Annotated in this window: 17 protein-coding genes; 10 read left to right on the top strand and 7 right to left on the bottom strand. The window is 70.0% G+C overall.

All coding sequences use genetic code 11. The annotated features are described in order from the left end of the window. The first annotated feature begins 138 nt into the window (after positions 1 to 138). The 5 genes from JK363_RS10765 (at position 139) to JK363_RS10745 (ending at position 3,824) form a co-directional block, all read left to right on the top strand. On the top strand, positions 139 to 339 hold the full coding sequence (locus JK363_RS10765) for a DUF4177 domain-containing protein (RefSeq protein ID WP_201874235.1): 201 nt from the start codon (positions 139 to 141) through the stop codon (positions 337 to 339). 129 nt (positions 340 to 468) lie between these two features. Further along, positions 469 to 1,350, top strand: a complete 882-nt coding sequence (locus JK363_RS10760) for a glycerophosphodiester phosphodiesterase (RefSeq protein ID WP_201874233.1) — start codon at positions 469 to 471, stop codon at positions 1,348 to 1,350. A gap of 103 nt (positions 1,351 to 1,453) precedes the next feature. Beyond that, positions 1,454 to 2,074 (top strand): methylated-DNA--[protein]-cysteine S-methyltransferase, encoded by a 621-nt coding sequence (locus tag JK363_RS10755; RefSeq protein ID WP_372444737.1) that lies wholly within the window; start codon positions 1,454 to 1,456, stop codon positions 2,072 to 2,074. Between the two features lie 355 nt (positions 2,075 to 2,429). Beyond that, a complete protein-coding gene (locus tag JK363_RS10750) occupies positions 2,430 to 3,083 on the top strand; it encodes a DUF4360 domain-containing protein (RefSeq protein ID WP_201874231.1) in 654 nt (217 codons plus the stop codon). Positions 3,084 to 3,164: 81 nt separating this feature from the next. Further along, a complete protein-coding gene (locus JK363_RS10745; protein WP_201874229.1) occupies positions 3,165 to 3,824 on the top strand; it encodes a DUF4360 domain-containing protein in 660 nt (219 codons plus the stop codon). Between the two features lie 39 nt (positions 3,825 to 3,863). On the opposite strand, the gene JK363_RS10740 is transcribed toward JK363_RS10745, so the two are convergent. Further along, positions 3,864 to 4,511 carry a nucleoside/nucleotide kinase family protein gene (locus JK363_RS10740; RefSeq protein ID WP_201874228.1) on the bottom strand — a complete coding sequence of 216 codons (648 nt, stop codon included), beginning with the start codon at positions 4,509 to 4,511 and terminating at the stop codon, positions 3,864 to 3,866. 122 nt (positions 4,512 to 4,633) lie between these two features. Here JK363_RS10740 and JK363_RS10735 point away from each other — a divergent pair, with 122 nt between their 5' ends. Next, complete coding sequence (locus JK363_RS10735) at positions 4,634 to 5,179, top strand: DUF1697 domain-containing protein (RefSeq protein ID WP_201874227.1); 546 nt, start codon at positions 4,634 to 4,636, stop codon at positions 5,177 to 5,179. 18 nt (positions 5,180 to 5,197) lie between these two features. Here JK363_RS10735 and JK363_RS10730 read toward each other — a convergent pair whose 3' ends face one another. After that, positions 5,198 to 5,692 (bottom strand): type II toxin-antitoxin system PemK/MazF family toxin, encoded by a 495-nt coding sequence (locus JK363_RS10730; protein ID WP_201874226.1) that lies wholly within the window; start codon positions 5,690 to 5,692, stop codon positions 5,198 to 5,200. 69 nt (positions 5,693 to 5,761) lie between these two features. On the opposite strand from JK363_RS10730, the gene JK363_RS10725 reads away from it, so the two are divergent. Beyond that, positions 5,762 to 6,985, top strand: coding sequence for an FUSC family protein (locus JK363_RS10725; RefSeq protein WP_307821675.1), 1,224 nt, complete (start codon positions 5,762 to 5,764; stop codon positions 6,983 to 6,985). Positions 6,986 to 7,045: 60 nt separating this feature from the next. Beyond that, the gene (locus tag JK363_RS10720; RefSeq protein ID WP_201874224.1) at positions 7,046 to 7,651 is read left to right on the top strand and encodes a TetR/AcrR family transcriptional regulator; all 606 of its coding nucleotides are present in this window, start codon (positions 7,046 to 7,048) and stop codon (positions 7,649 to 7,651) included. Positions 7,652 to 7,679: 28 nt separating this feature from the next. On the opposite strand, the gene JK363_RS10715 is transcribed toward JK363_RS10720, so the two are convergent. Next, the gene (locus tag JK363_RS10715; RefSeq protein WP_201874223.1) at positions 7,680 to 8,888 is read right to left on the bottom strand and encodes an ADP-ribosylglycohydrolase family protein; all 1,209 of its coding nucleotides are present in this window, start codon (positions 8,886 to 8,888) and stop codon (positions 7,680 to 7,682) included. Positions 8,889 to 8,995: 107 nt separating this feature from the next. Here JK363_RS10715 and JK363_RS10710 point away from each other — a divergent pair, with 107 nt between their 5' ends. Next, positions 8,996 to 9,322 carry a DUF6343 family protein gene (locus tag JK363_RS10710; RefSeq protein ID WP_201874221.1) on the top strand — a complete coding sequence of 109 codons (327 nt, stop codon included), beginning with the start codon at positions 8,996 to 8,998 and terminating at the stop codon, positions 9,320 to 9,322. A 63-nt stretch (positions 9,323 to 9,385) separates the two neighbouring features. On the opposite strand, the gene JK363_RS10705 is transcribed toward JK363_RS10710, so the two are convergent. The 3 genes from JK363_RS10705 to JK363_RS10695 all read right to left on the bottom strand — a co-directional run bounded on the left by JK363_RS10705 (position 9,386) and on the right by JK363_RS10695 (position 11,469). Next, positions 9,386 to 9,772 (bottom strand): tetratricopeptide repeat protein, encoded by a 387-nt coding sequence (locus tag JK363_RS10705; protein ID WP_201874219.1) that lies wholly within the window; start codon positions 9,770 to 9,772, stop codon positions 9,386 to 9,388. 125 nt (positions 9,773 to 9,897) lie between these two features. Then, positions 9,898 to 10,500, bottom strand: a complete 603-nt coding sequence (gene coaE / locus JK363_RS10700) for a dephospho-CoA kinase (protein ID WP_201874218.1) — start codon at positions 10,498 to 10,500, stop codon at positions 9,898 to 9,900. 24 nt (positions 10,501 to 10,524) lie between these two features. Continuing rightward, entirely contained in the window at positions 10,525 to 11,469 is a 945-nt protein-coding gene (locus JK363_RS10695) for a PAC2 family protein (protein WP_201874216.1), read from the bottom strand. Between the two features lie 320 nt (positions 11,470 to 11,789). Here JK363_RS10695 and JK363_RS10690 point away from each other — a divergent pair, with 320 nt between their 5' ends. Further along, a complete protein-coding gene (locus tag JK363_RS10690; protein WP_201874215.1) occupies positions 11,790 to 12,281 on the top strand; it encodes a right-handed parallel beta-helix repeat-containing protein in 492 nt (163 codons plus the stop codon). A 178-nt stretch (positions 12,282 to 12,459) separates the two neighbouring features. Here JK363_RS10690 and rpsA read toward each other — a convergent pair whose 3' ends face one another. After that, positions 12,460 to 13,962, bottom strand: a complete 1,503-nt coding sequence (gene rpsA / locus JK363_RS10685) for a 30S ribosomal protein S1 (protein ID WP_201874214.1) — start codon at positions 13,960 to 13,962, stop codon at positions 12,460 to 12,462. Positions 13,963 to 14,235 lie beyond the last annotated feature (273 nt).

Here is a 14,235-nt window from a genome sequence, read left to right as displayed (position 1 = left end):
CCACGGTACGACTCGCCACCGACAACGAAGGCTCGGTCGCCCCGGCAGCCGCCCCGTAGCCTGGCCCGGACGGGCTCGCGGCCGGTTTCCACGGCCCGCGGACGGCCCCTGACGACACCGGAGCGAAGGGAATCGATCATGTACGAGTACAAGGTGATCCAGATCCGTGAGGGTCTGATCGGCGGCAAGATGTCGGCCGACAAGGTCGAGGATCTGCTGAACAAGTACGCGGCCGACGGCTGGCGGGTGAAGGCGATAACGAGCGCGGATGTGAAGGGCCGGGTCGGACCGGGCGGGGTGGAGGGGCTGCTCGTCACGTTCGAGCGCCCACGAGGGTGAGCGGGGCGGCGCGGACTGTTTCCCCAGCGGACTGTTTCCCCCATTCGATATCTATCCCCGGGGCCGCGCGTCTGGGACCCTCTGGCCGTTCACGAGCCATGCGCGAGTCACACGACGCGAGGAGTCCGTATGCAGATCCGTCCTGCCGCCGCGTTAACCGGCGCGCTCCTGGGTATGTCCGCGCTCTTCCTCCTCCCCATGACGGCGGCCGAGGCGACCGGCCATCCGCACCACCACACGACGACCGTGGCGCATCGGGGCGCCTCCGCCTACGCCCCCGAGAACACCCTCGCCGCCGTCGACGCGGCCGACGAGCTCGGCATCGACTGGGTGGAGAACGACGTCCAGCGCACCAAGGACGGCGAGCTGGTCATCATGCACGACACCACCCTCGACCGGACCACGAACGCCGAGGAGGTCTTCCCGGACCGCGCGCCCTGGAAGATCTCCGACTTCACCCTCGACGAGATCGAGAAGCTGGACGCCGGAAGCTGGTTCAGCTCCCGGTTCGCGGGCGAGACCGTGCCGACCCTCGAGGAGTACATGGACCGGGTTTCGGACAACCACCAGAAGCTCCTGCTGGAGCTCAAGGCCCCCGAGCTCTACCCCGGCATCGAGCGCCAGACTCTCCGGGAGCTGCGGCACGAAGGCTGGCTCGACGGCAAGCACCGGAAGCGGCTGATCGTCCAGAGCTTCAACGCGACCTCCCTGCGGACGGTCCACGGGCTGCGGCCGGGCGTCACCACCGGCTATCTGGGCACCCCCGCCGTCGAAGACCTGGCGCAGTACGCGGAGTTCGCCGACCAGATCAATCCGAACTACCGGACCATCGACTCCGGGTATGTGGCCGCGGTCCATGCGGTGTGCGGCCCGCACGGGCGTCCGCTGGAGGTCTTCACCTGGACCGTGAACGACGGCCCGTCGGCGGTCTCGGTCGCGGGGATGGGGGTGGACGGCATCATCACCAACAAGCCCGATGTGATCCGGGACGCCCTGGACGACCTCGACTGACCCGTCTGTTCGCGGCCCGTGACCGGGCCCTTTGTGTGGGGGAGCGCCCCGGTGGCCGACCGGCCGCCGGGGCGCTGTCGGTGCCCCCGCCTACGCTGGAACCGTGACGAGCGCAGAGCGGGACACCCCGGAGCAGCAGACCCCCGAGCGGGACGCCCCGGCGCGGCCGCACGTGCGTGCGCCGGAGATACGTGCCTGGTCCTGGGAGGTGCTGGACACCCCCATCGGCCCGCTGCTGCTCGCGGCCACCGACCAGGGGCTGGCCCTGGTGGTCTTCCACGCCGACGGGAAGACGGCGGCCGAGGCCGTCTCGCGGCTCACCCGCCGGCTGGGCACCGGACCCGCGCCCGCGCCGCACCGCGCCGCGGCTCTCGCGGAGGCGGTCCGGCAACTGGAGGGCTATTTCGCGGGTGGCCTCAAGGAGTTCACCGTCCCCCTGGACTGGTCACTGACCACGGGCTTCAACCGCCGGGTGCTGCGTGAGCTGGCCGACGGCGTGCCGTACGGCACGGTGGTGGGCTATCAGGACCTCGCGGACCGGGTGGGTGAACCGGGCGCCGCCCGCGCCGTCGGTATGGCCATGGGCAGCAATCCGCTGCCGGTCGTGGTCGCCTGTCATCGGGTTGTCGAGAGCGACGGCGGAATCGGCGGCTTCGGCGGTGGGCTGGAGACCAAACGCGCGCTTCTGGCGCTGGAAGGCGTTCTCCCGCAGCCCCTGTTCTGATTCCTTCTCCGGTCCGCCTCTTCACCGGTGCGGCGGGCGGAAAATATCTTGCCCGGGAAATACTCGTTCCCACTTGTCGTGGATGCCGCCCACCCTTATCTTAGGATCGCTCGCGGACCCGCACCGGGCAAGAATGCGTCGGACGCATATTTCTGACGCTCATTGCCCTGGCATTCTGCCAGCCGCCGGGCACCTCTGTGGTAGCTGTTCCGCTCAACAGCTCTTCCGCACCGCGCTCTTCGTACGGCGTTCTTGTCCCGCGTTGTTCGTACCGCGTTCTGCCGCCCTTCCTGAAACACCAGCACATTCCTTCACGGTTCAACCACGTCCCCGTCAATGATCGAATTGGAGTGCCATGTCCGGTGTACTGCTCGCCGGTGGCGCGGCCGCTGCGTTATTCGCTTCGGCCCTTTCCACCCAAGGCGTTTCCTCGGCCCCCGATGCACCCCCGGAAAAGATCCAGGTGAGCGTCAGGACCGTGAACGGATCGGGCTGCCCGAAAGGCACCGCGGCCGTCGCGGTGGCGGGCGACAACACGGCGTTCACCGTCACCTACAGCGACTACCTCGCCCAGGTCGGCGGCGGTGCGGACCCGACCGACATCCGGAAGAACTGCCAGCTCAACCTGGATGTGCATATCCCGCAGGGCTTCACCTACGCGATCGCCGAGGTCGACTACCGCGGCTATGCCTCGCTGCAAAGGGGCGCCCGCGGCACCGAGAAGGCGAGTTACTACTTCCAGGGCTCGGCCGACACCGCCTCGCGGACCCATGACTTCAGCGGCCCGTACCAGGACAACTGGCAGACCACCGACAGCACGGACTACAGCGCGCTGGTCTGGGCGCCCTGCGGCCAGGACCGGAACCTCAACATCAACTCCGAACTCCGGGTGAACGCCGGGTCCTCACCGGCGGGCAGCAGCAGCTTCATGGCCATGGACTCCACCGACGGCGGCGTCAACACCATTTACCACCTTGCCTGGAAGGAATGTCCTTCCTCCTCCCGGTAGTGCGGAAATCCAGCAGCCACGACGGCATCGGAGTCCGTGTGGATTCCCGCCGCCGTCAGCCCGATGATTGAATGGAGAATCATGCCCGGTGTTCTGTACACAGGCGGTGTGATCACGGCGTTATTCGCCTCGATGATGACCTCCCAGGGGTCCGCACAACCGCCGTTCGACACGGTGCCACCCGACAAGATCGTGATCACCGTGGCAACCGTGAACGGCTCGGGCTGTCCGGCGGGTACGGCGGCAGTGGCCGTCTCTGAGGACAATACGGCGTTCACCGTCACCTACAGCGACTATCTCGCCCAGGTGGGCAAGGGCGCCAAGCCGACGGACTTCCGGAAGAACTGTCAGCTGAGCCTGGTCACCCATGTTCCGCAGGGCTTCAGCTACGCGATCGCCAGCGTCGACTACCGCGGCTTCGCCCATCTGGAAAAGGGCGCCTCCAGCGTGGAGAAAGCCTCGTACTACTTCCAGGGGCAGTCGCAGACCACCTCCAACGCCCATGATTTCAATGGGCCGTACGACGACAACTGGCAGGCGACCGACATCGCCGATATCGCCACCGTGGTGTGGTCGCCCTGCGGCGAACTGCGGAACTTCAACATCAACACGGAGCTGCGGGTCAACGCGGGCACCTCCAACACCCGTGACACCACCAGCTTCATGACGATGGACTCCACCGACGGCGATGTGAGCACCACCTATCACTTCGCCTGGAAGGAGTGCCCGGAGAAGAAGTAGGGCCCGCGCACACACACCTGTGCCGCCCGGAGGCGAGGGTCATGCCTCCGGGCGGCGCCATGCCGGGTGCCGGGGGTCGTCCACCCGCACCACCACATCCGCCGTCTCGTCGGGCCGCACCTCGTCCTCATAGCGCGCGAACGCGGACAGGGTCCACCGCTCGTCCTCGTCGGTGCGGCGGGCCAGGGCGGCCGGGGACAGCCGCAGATGCACCGACAGGTCGAACGGAAACCAGTGCCCCAGCAGCAGCGCGCCGTGGAGCAGCAGCACCCCGCCCGGCGGCAGTTGGGCGTACGGCGAGCGGGTGGCGCGGTCGGTCACCGGGTCCCACAGATCGGGGAGCACCCGGCCGGTCGCCTCCGGCCCCGCCTCCAGCGGGGCGAAGACCTCACGCCACAGCGCCCCGGTGTCGAGCCAGCTGTCGTAGTACGCGTCCGGATCCCGCCGGCCGTACTCCAGACGCAGTGAGGCGGGCCGCCAGAACCCCGCCGCCGCGACCACCAGCACCGGACGCCCCCGCAGCCGCAGACCCTCCGCCAGCTCACCGGCCAGCCGCCCGGTGTCCGCCGCCGGAGCGCCGTCGACCGCCACCCGGAGCCAGGGGCCGCCGTCGGCCGCCGTCAGCCCGGCGATCCGGTCGGCGGTCGCGTCGGTCAGCCGCTCCCAGGTGATCGCTTCCAGCCGCACTCCCCCATCATGCCGTGGGCCCGGACCGGGCCGGGGGCCGCTGTCGGACCCGGGTCGTACGATCGGAGCGTCCGGTCCACGCGCAGCGGGCGCAGAGGTCGGTGCACGAGGAGAGTACGGCCATGGCATCCCAGATAGCGCTGCTCCGCGGCATCAATGTGGGCGGCAACAAGAAGTTCCCGATGGCCCGGCAGCGCGAGCTGATGGCCGGCCTCGGGTTCACGGACGTCACCGTCCACCTCCAGACCGGCAATATCGTCTTCGCCGACCCCGGTACGCCGCCCGAGGAGACGGCCCGCGTCCTTCAGGAGCGCTTCTCCGCCGATCTCGGCTTCTCCGTACCGGTGATGGTCCGCACCCGGGACGAGCTGGCCGCCGCCGTGGCGGCCAATCCGTACCCCGGGGCCACGGCCGAGCCCAAGACCCTGCATGTGGTCTTCCTGTCGGACGTACCGCAGGACACCACGCCGCTGGACGCCCTGGACCAGGCCGGGTACGCGCCCGACAGCTTCCGCCTCGTCGGACGCGAGGTCTTTCTGCACTGCCCGGACGGGCTCGGACGCTCCAAGCTGGCCGCGAAGATCACCGGCATCCGGCTCGGAGTGCTGGTGACCGCCCGCAACTGGAACACGGTCACCAAGCTGCTGGCCCTGGCCGACGCCGTCTGAGCCCCGGGCCCGATTCGCTCACCTCCAGCCGTAGCGCTGCCGCAGCCGCACCACGACCCGGTCGAAGCGCGGCCGGTCGAGGGCGCACGCCTCCCGCCGCATCCCCTCCGGATGCACCCGCAGCACCCGGTCCAGATCCACCCAGGACTCGCGCCCCGCCCGGTCCCACGGCCCGGAGCCGATCGCCACCCACTCGCGGTCGTCGTCATGCCGCTTGCTGGACAGCTGCACGGCCAGCAGGGTCCCGCCCCGCTCGCGCGCCACCACCAGCACCGGACGGTCCTTGCCCCGCCCGTCGTTCTCCTCGTAGGGAACCCAGGTCCAGACGATCTCCCCGGGGTCCGGATCCCCGTCCGGATCCGGTGCGTACTCCGTCCGCACCCGGCCGACCTGGCGCGGATGGGTCTCGACCGTGGCGGCGGGTCCGGTGCTCCCCGGGAGGGCCGCGCCGTCGCTCTCCTCGGTCGCGCGGGTTCCGCCCGTGGCGTGATTCCGATGGAATGGCCTGATCATGCCCACACGTTAGCCCGTCCGCGAGACCGGATGTCATGCCAGGTCCCCCTGGGTGGAAGGGGCAGTAACGTGCCAGAAGTTCTCGACCCCTTGGCCGACCTCGTCAAACGGCGCAGTGACCCGGTCGTCGTACAGACGATGCGTTCCGCGGCGGCCGCGACCATCGCCTACGTCGTCGCGCTGCAACTGAGCAACGAGACGGCCCCGCTGACCGCACCGCTCACCGCCCTCCTCGTCGTCCAGGTCACCCTGTACGCCACCCTCACCACCGGTATCCGCAGGGTCAACGCGGTGGTCGTGGGTGTGCTGATCGCCATCGCCTTCAGCGCGCTGATGGGACTGTCCTGGTGGAGTCTGGGGCTGATCATCCTGGCGTCACTGACCGCGGGCCACTTCGCGCGGGTGAGCGAGTTCGTACCCGAGGTGGCGATCAGCGCCATGCTGGTCCTCGGTGTGACCCAGGTGACCAACACCGCCTGGGACCGGGTGCTGGAGACGCTGATCGGCGCCGTGGTCGGACTGCTCTTCAACTTCCTGCTCGCGCCCCCGGTCTGGGTGGAGACGGCCGGCAAGTCCATCGAGGACCTCGCCCGGCGGATGCGTCAGCTGCTGCTGCACATGGCCGAGGAGCTCGGCAGCCACACCCCGGTGGAACGGGCCGCCGCCCGGCTCCACGAGGCCCGCCGCCTCGACCACGACATCGCCCAGGTGGACGCCGCCCTCCGGCAGGCGGAGGACAGCGTACGGCTCAACCCCCGCGTCAAGGAGGGGCTGCTGTACCGCGTGGTGCTGCGCACCGGGCTGGACACCCTGGAGATCTGCACGGTTGTCCTGCGGGTCCTCACCCGCACTTTGACCGACCTGGCCAAGGAGCGGACCGACGAGCCCCTGTTCCCGCCGACCGTGGCGGAGGAGCTGCACGACCTCTTCGTCCATATGGCTTCGGCCGTCGAGAGCTTCGCGGTGCTGGTCACCAGCCCGGTCAGCGCCAGCGCCGAGGAGGCCGAATCCCGGCTGGCGAACGAGCTCGCCACCGCACACGCCAGCCGTGACCACGTCGCCCGGACCCTGCTGCGCCGTGTCCGGCAGCACCCCGGGCATTGGCAGTTGCACGGCGCGCTGCTCGCGGAGGTCGACCGCATCCTCGCCGAGCTGGACATGGAGCAGCGTTCCAAGCGGCTGATGGAGGAGCTGGACCGCAGCGCCCGGGAGAAGCACGAACGCTTTCCTTTCCTGCACAAGGCGCAGCGCTGGTTCCGCCGGGGTCGCTCGGAGCGCACTCCGGCGAGATGATCAACTCGCCTCATCCGCTTCCTCATTGACACCCTGACACTATGAACGCATTCTGTCAGAATGCCACGTGACACCAGCGTCAGACGCGACCAGATCCTCGACGCGGCCCTCGGCGTCTTCGGCCGCTACGGCTACCGGCTCACCTCCATGGACCTCCTGGCCCAGGCGTCGGCCATGTCCCGCCCCGCCCTCTACCAGCACTTCGGCGGGAAGGAGGACATCTTCCGCACCGTGGGGAACCGGCTGGTCGACCAGATGATCCGCACCGCGGAACGGGCGGCCGAGGCCGAAGGCAGCACGGTGGACCGGCTGTTCGGCGTTCTCACGGTGAAGCTGGAGCTCTCCGCCGGAACGCTCGACGCGAACGCGCGCAAGGAGCTGTTCGCCGAGTCCGCCGCGCTCGGCGACGCCACCGGGACGACCGGAAACCTCTCGGCCGCCCTGAGGGCCCGTCTGATCACCGTCGTCGCGGCCGTACTGGACTCCGCCGCGGCCGACCTCGACCTCCTGGGCGACGCCCTCACCGCCCAGGACACCGCCACCCTGCTGGTGGACGCCCTCACCGGCCTCGCCCAGGAGCCCGAACCCCTGGACGTCCTCAGCACACGGCTGCGCCACCTCATCGACCTCACCGTGCGCGGTCTGAGCGCCGGGGCGAGCGCATGACCGAACGCCGCCCACCGACGGACCCGGCTCAGCCGACGGGGTAGCGGTCCCGGGGGAAGACCAGGTCCTCGTAGGGCTCGTAGAGCTCGACCGAGCGGTGGAACTCGAAGGCCATGTCGTCGGCGAGTTCGGCGATCACACCGCGGCCCTCGATCCGGGCCAGCCAGGACGGCGGAAGGCGGTGGTCGCCGTGCTGGGCGCCGAGGAGATTGCCGCAGATGGAGCCGGTCGAGTCGCTGTCACCGGAGTGGTTCACCGACAGCAGCAGCGCGGCCTGGAGCGGGGTGCGCGGCGGCATCGGGTCATAGCTGATCAGGCCGCCGGGGCCATAGGAGATCTGCTGGTCCGGGGTCCGGGCCAGGGCGCAGTACACCCCGATGGCGAGCGCCTCCTCGGCGATCCAGCCACCGCCCAGCGATTCGGTCTTCTCCGGGGCCGGATCGCCCTCGGCCGCCAGGTCGATCGCGGCGCGCAGCGCGGTGGTGGTCTCCTCGTGGCCCGGATAGCGGGCCAGGACTTCCAGGGTGCGCAGGGCGGCTCCCTCCAGGGATTCGCCCTCGAGCAGGCACGCGACCATCGCGGCCAGGGCGCCCGCGGCGTAGTAGCCCGTGGGGTGGCCGTGGGTGATCTGGGCACAGCGGGCGGCGAGTTCGAAGGAGCCACGGGGGTCCAGGCCGACCATGCCGAAGGGGGCCGAGCGCATGACGGTGCCACAGCCCTTGGAACCGGAGTTCACCGGTCCGGGGCGGCCGTCGAGCGGATCGTGCGGGGAGGGGATGTGCTCCTCCGCCAGCCCGGAGAGACAGGCGTTGCCGGGGGCGCGGCGGGCGTACAGCCAGGGCTGGTGGCGCAGCCAGCCGGAGCGGACCGGGTCGTACGCATCCGGGGCGGGCGGCGGCGCGGGGTGGTTCTGGGTGTCGAGCCAGCGCAGATAGGCGTTGCGGACGAGGGCGGTCTCGGCGCCGCCGATGCCCTTGGACATGGCCCTGGCGTGCGCCCGTATCAGGCCCTCGGCGGTGAACAGGGTCATCTGGGTGTCGTCGGTGACCCGGCCCACGGCGCCGCTTCCGTCCGGGAGGAGGGTGGTGACCCCCGCGTCCCCGTGGGTGTCGCGGATCGCCCGCAGGGAGCGGAACTCGACCGGATTGCCCAGGGCATCGCCGATCGCGCCGCCCAGCAGACAGCCGCGGATCCGGGCTCGCAGGGCGGCCGATTCGTCCCATGACTGGCGGATCACTGGCGGCTCCTCTTCCGATGCGGTCTGCTCAGGGCATGATCGCAGGTCTCCGCGGCCGACCGGACGGCGTTAGATTCGAAGAGGGAGAACGTGGGAGGTGCAGGGCCATGTCGATGCGCTTCATCCGGACGGGCGATGAGCCCCTGCACGCGCGCAGCCCGCTGCGGCTGCGGTTCTGGCTCGCCGCATGGGGGCTGCTCTGGACGCTCGGCGGCACCGTGGCCTTCTCGGTCGCGGGACGGCCCGGCTGGGCGGCGGCCTGCGCGGTGCTCACCGCCCTCACCCTCACCGATCTCGCCCTGGTCATCCGGCACATCCGGCAGGGGCCGCACTACCAGCCCGGACGGGACGTACCGCCGTACGCACCGGTCAGGGGGCGCGGCCGGTGGATGGCCGGGGACCACGGACGGGATGTGCGGGGTCGCCGAGGGTGAGCCCCCGGCCTCCCCTGTCCCGCCCTCGTCCGCGTCCCCGTCCCTGTCCCCGTCCCTGGGCAGCTACTCCCCCGCGTTCCGCTCCCCCCGCTCGCCGAACCGCGCCGCCTCGACGAAGTCCGGGCGCGGGTCGAGCGCCGCCGCGAGGCGGAAGTGACGGGTGGCCTCCTCCGGCCGGTTGGCCCGCTCCAGGGTGCGGCCCAGCGCGAAGTGGGCGAAGGCGTTGTCCGGCTCACGCTCCAGCACCAACTGGAACTCCAGCTCCGCCGAGCGCAACTGGGCCGCGCCGAAGAAGGCACGTGCCCGCAGCAGCCGGGCCGCGGTGTTCTCCGGATGGGCGTTGATCACCGAGTCGAGCAGCTTGACGGCGCCGCGCGGGTCGCGGGCGGCGAGCAGTTGCTCCGCGGCGCGGAAGTCGATGACATGGGTCTCGGGCGTGGGCTGGGGCACGGCTGTTTCCTTCCCGGGCACGGACAACGGATCGGCGGCGGCGGAACGGCGACGGTAGTCGGTACGGGCAGCACAACAACGGCCCCGTCCACCTCATTCCCCGTCCGGCGCCCCGCCAGACCCGGTCAGCTCCCGGCCGCCCGCTCCACCAGCTCCGTCCAGACCGTACGGACCTGCGGCTCCAGGGCCTCCAGCGGACCGTCGTTGTCGATGACCACATCGGCGACGGCCAGCCGCTCGGCCCGGGTCGCCTGCGCCGCCATCCGGGCCCGTGCCTCGTCCTCGGCCATACCGCGCAGCCGGACCAGCCGGTCGAGCTGGGTCTCGGGCGAGGCGTCCACGACCACCACGACGTCGTAGAGGGGCGCCAGGCCGTTCTCGGTGAGGAGCGGGACGTCATGGACCACTACGGCGTCGGATCCGGCGGCCGCCTCGAGCTCGGCGGAGCGGTCGCGGACCAGCGGGTGCACGATCGCGTTCAGGGCGCGCAGCCGCTCGGGGTCACCGAAGACGATCGCGCCCAGTCCGGGCCGGTCCAGGGTGCCGTCGGAGGTGAGCACCTCGGGCCCGAACTCCTCGACGACCGCAGCGAGTCCGGGCGTACCCGGCTCCACCACTTCACGAGCGATCCGGTCCGAGTCGATCAGCACCGCTCCGTACGAGGAGAGGATGCGTGACACTTCACTCTTGCCCGCGCCGATTCCGCCCGTGAGCCCCAGCTTCAGCATGGGGCCACGCTATACGGGCCCCGGTCAGCCACCGCCCTCACCCTCCCGCTCGGCGAGGAAGCGCTCGAACTCGGCGCCCAGTTCGTCCGCCGAGGGCAGCTCGGCCGGTTCGGCGACCAGATTGCCGCGGGTCTCGGCCCCGGCCACCGCGTCGTACTGGTGCTCAAGCCCCCGTACCAGCGCGACCAGTTCCTCATCACCCTCCGAGATCTGCCGCTCGATCTCCTCCTGCGCCTTCAGCGCCTCGGTGCGCAGCGTGTGGGCGGCGCCCGGCAGCACCAGACCGGTGGCCGCGGTGACCGTCTCCAGCGCGGTGAGCGCCGCGTCCGGATAGGCGGAGCGGGCCAGGTAGTGCGGGACGTGCGCGGCGACGCCGAGCACGTCATGGCCCGCCTGGACGAGCCGGTACTCGATGAGCGCGGCGGCGCTCCCGGGCACCTGGGCCTCGTCGAAGACCCCGCGGTGGCCGGGCGTCAGATCGGTGCGGTTGCCGTGCGGGGTGATCCCGACCGGGCGGGTGTGCGGCACGCCCATGGGGATGCCGTGGAAGTTCACCGCGAGGCGCACCCCGAGCCGCTCCACCAGCTGCCGCACGGCCGCCGCGAACCGCTCCCACTCCACATCCGGCTCGGGGCCGGTGAGCAGCAGGAAGGGCGCCGCGGTTGCGTCGCGCACCAGATGGAGCTCGATGACCGGGGTCTCGTAGTCGGTCCAGCGGTCGCGCTGGAAGGTCAACAGGGGGCGCCGGGCCCGGTAGTCGACCAGCCGGTCGTGGTCGAAGCGGGCGACGACCTGGTGCGGCAGTCCGTCCAGCAGCCGCTGGACGATCTGGTCACCGGTCTCCCCGGCGTCGATGTAGCCGTCGAAGTGGTAGAGCAGCACCAGCCCGGCCGAGTCCCGGGAGGCAATCGCGTCGACTTCCGCGAGCCCGCTCGACTCCCATGCGTACAAATCCTGCGGATCTAGCACCGTGACCGCTCCTCCTCGTGTTCCACATCCAAGAACACCGAACGGGGGCGGGGACATTCCCGACCGGTCCCGAACTTCTTGCGCGGCCACCGCCGTTGTGTCCGCCCGGCCGATTCAGGTCGCGTACATGCCAGGCAGGGTTGACGCCCCGGTACGCGGACCCTATCTTCGCGAGCCGTCAGCGGTTCCCTATGTCGTCCAATGTTCACTTATCAGAGCCTGAAATGTACCTCTCCGGTACATCAGGTCCTCGAGAATCCCGGATCCCCCGGACCACGTCAGTGCGCGTCCCCTGGCCACGGCAGGAAGGCAGCCCTCGTATGCAGCCACACGGCCCCTCCCGGTTACGCACCCTGGCCGGCGCCTGCGCCGCCGCCGTGATCGCCACCGGTGGACTCGTCGGGGCGGGCTCGATCCCGCGGGAGGCCGCCGCGGTCACGGCCGCCGCGATTCCGGTCTCCGATGCGCACGGGCTCAGGACCGCCCTGGCCGGTGCCCGTCCCGGCGATACGATCCGGCTCGCCGACGGGACCTATCGCGGCAGCTTCGAGATCACCGCGTCCGGCACCTCCGGCTCACGGATCACCCTCACCGGCTCCTCCAGGGCCGTTCTCGCCGCGCGCCGCGGCTATGGGCTGTATCTGAACGGGGCCTCGTACTGGACGGTCAAGGGGATCACGGTCAGCGGCGGGCGGGAGGGCATCAAGATCGACAGCGCGGAGAGCGTCACCGTCGACTCGGTGTCGGGTTCGGTCGCGGTCTCGGTGGGCGTCCGGCCCCACTCGCGAGCGGACGGCCCGGGGGGTGTGTGAGCCCGCGGGCGCACGCAAGGCCCCCGGGCATGCGTAGAGCCCCTGGGCGCGCGTAAGGCCCCGGGCATGCGTAAGGCCCGCTCCCCAGGGGGAACGGGCCTTACGCGACGATCAGGCGATCGAGCCGTCAGCCGGTGCGGTCGGTGGCGTGTCCGCCGCCGACCGCCTCAGCCGATGGTCAGCTCTGGCCGCCGGCCAGCTTCTCGCGGAGCGCGGCCAGGGCCTCGTCCGAGGCGAGGGCGCCGGAGTTGTCGGTCGACTCCGAGGAGTACGAACCGCCACCGGAGGCCTGCCCGCCCTGCGCCGGAGCGGCGGCGCCGGCCTCGGCGGCAGCCTGCTCGTCGGCCTCGCGGGACTTGATGACCTGCGCCTGGTGCTGCTCGAAGCGCTGCTGCGCCTCGGCGTACTGGGTCTCCCACGCCTCGCGCTGGGTCTCGAAGCCCTCGAGCCAGTCGTTGGTCTCGGGGTCGAAGCCCTCGGGGTAGATGTAGTTGCCCTGGTCGTCGTAGGACGCGGCCATGCCGTACAGGGTCGGGTCGAACTCGACCACGGACGGGTCGGCACCGAAGGCCTCGTTGGCCTGCTTCAGCGAGAGGCTGATGCGACGGCGCTCGAGGTCGATGTCGATGACCTTGACGAAGATCTCGTCGTTGACCTGGACGACCTGCTCCGGGATCTCCACGTGGCGCTCGGCCAGCTCGGAGATGTGGACCAGGCCCTCGATGCCCTCGTCCACGCGGACGAACGCACCGAACGGAACGAGCTTGGTGACCTTACCCGGGACGACCTGACCGATCTGGTGGGTCCGGGCGAACTGCTGCCACGGGTCTTCCTGGGTCGCCTTGAGCGACAGGGAGACGCGCTCGCGGTCCATGTCGACGTCCAGGACCTCGACCGTGACCTCCTGGCCGACCTCGACAACCTCGGACGGGTGGTCGATGTGCTTCCAGGACAGCTCGGAGACGTGGACCAGACCGTCGACGCCACCCAGGTCCACGAAGGCACCGAAGTTGACGATGGAGGAGACGACGCCGGAGCGCACCTGACCCTTCTGGAGGGTGGTGAGGAAGGTCTGGCGGACCTCGCTCTGGGTCTGCTCCAGCCAGGCACGGCGGGACAGGACCACGTTGTTGCGGTTCTTGTCCAGCTCGATGATCTTGGCCTCGAGCTCCTTGCCCACGTAGGGCTGGAGGTCGCGAACGCGGCGCATCTCCACCAGGGAGGCGGGGAGGAAGCCACGGAGGCCGATGTCGAGGATGAGACCACCCTTGACGACCTCGATGACGGTACCGGTGACGATCCCGTCCTCTTCCTTGATCTTCTCGATGGTGCCCCAGGCACGCTCGTACTGGGCGCGCTTCTTCGAGAGGATCAGGCGACCTTCCTTGTCCTCCTTCTGGAGAACAAGGGCCTCGATCTCGTCGCCGACGGCTACGACCTCATTGGGGTCGACGTCGTGCTTGATCGAGAGCTCGCGGGAAGGGATGACGCCTTCGGTCTTGTAACCAATGTCGAGCAGGACCTCGTCCCGGTCGACCTTCACGATGACGCCGTCGACGATGTCGCCGTCGTTGAAGTACTTGATCGTCTCGTCGATCGCGGCGAGGAAGGCTTCCTCGGAACCGATGTCGTTGACCGCCACCTGCGGAGTGGTGCGGGTTGCCTCGGTGCTGCTCGTCATGTGGGAATGGGCTCCGGTACGGACATTGAGTCGTAGGTACTGCTACGCCGGGGACCCTTATCGCACTGCCGAAGCCGGACAGCCTTGGAGGCGACCTTTCCGAGGATTTCGAAAAGCGCCTCGACAACCGAGGGGACATACAACAGATACGAGCGCGGCCTGCTCCGTCCGAGGCGCGCAAGCCCGCAGCGCAACTTGTAGCATACGGGGGCAGCCGGGCATGGTCAATGCACGAAGAGCACACGCGGGGCTTATCGCCCCCAACCCGGCAAT

Origin of the sequence: Streptomyces coffeae (assembly GCF_016741875.1) — a bacterium.
GTDB classification, from domain to species: Bacteria; Actinomycetota; Actinomycetes; order Streptomycetales; family Streptomycetaceae; genus Streptomyces; species Streptomyces coffeae.
The sequence above is the reverse complement of the archived record's forward strand: the minus strand, read 5'-3'. Positions and strand labels throughout refer to the sequence as shown.

What these genes read in the sequence shown, in the direction of transcription:
- JK363_RS10750 (WP_201874231.1), top strand. Translation starts at nt 2,430, where the DNA reads ATGTCCGGTGTACTGCTCGCCGGTGGCGCGGCCGCTGCGTTATTCGCT.
- JK363_RS10745 (WP_201874229.1), top strand. Translation starts at nt 3,165, where the DNA reads ATGCCCGGTGTTCTGTACACAGGCGGTGTGATCACGGCGTTATTCGCC.
- rpsA (WP_201874214.1), bottom strand. Translation starts at nt 13,962, where the DNA reads ATGACGAGCAGCACCGAGGCAACCCGCACCACTCCGCAGGTGGCGGTC.
- JK363_RS10710 (WP_201874221.1), top strand. Translation starts at nt 8,996, where the DNA reads ATGTCGATGCGCTTCATCCGGACGGGCGATGAGCCCCTGCACGCGCGC.
- JK363_RS10690 (WP_201874215.1), top strand. Translation starts at nt 11,790, where the DNA reads ATGCAGCCACACGGCCCCTCCCGGTTACGCACCCTGGCCGGCGCCTGC.
- coaE (WP_201874218.1), bottom strand. Translation starts at nt 10,500, where the DNA reads ATGCTGAAGCTGGGGCTCACGGGCGGAATCGGCGCGGGCAAGAGTGAA.
- JK363_RS10730 (WP_201874226.1), bottom strand. Translation starts at nt 5,692, where the DNA reads ATGATCAGGCCATTCCATCGGAATCACGCCACGGGCGGAACCCGCGCG.
- JK363_RS10720 (WP_201874224.1), top strand. Translation starts at nt 7,046, where the DNA reads ATGCCACGTGACACCAGCGTCAGACGCGACCAGATCCTCGACGCGGCC.
- JK363_RS10760 (WP_201874233.1), top strand. Translation starts at nt 469, where the DNA reads ATGCAGATCCGTCCTGCCGCCGCGTTAACCGGCGCGCTCCTGGGTATG.
- JK363_RS10735 (WP_201874227.1), top strand. Translation starts at nt 4,634, where the DNA reads ATGGCATCCCAGATAGCGCTGCTCCGCGGCATCAATGTGGGCGGCAAC.
- JK363_RS10765 (WP_201874235.1), top strand. Translation starts at nt 139, where the DNA reads ATGTACGAGTACAAGGTGATCCAGATCCGTGAGGGTCTGATCGGCGGC.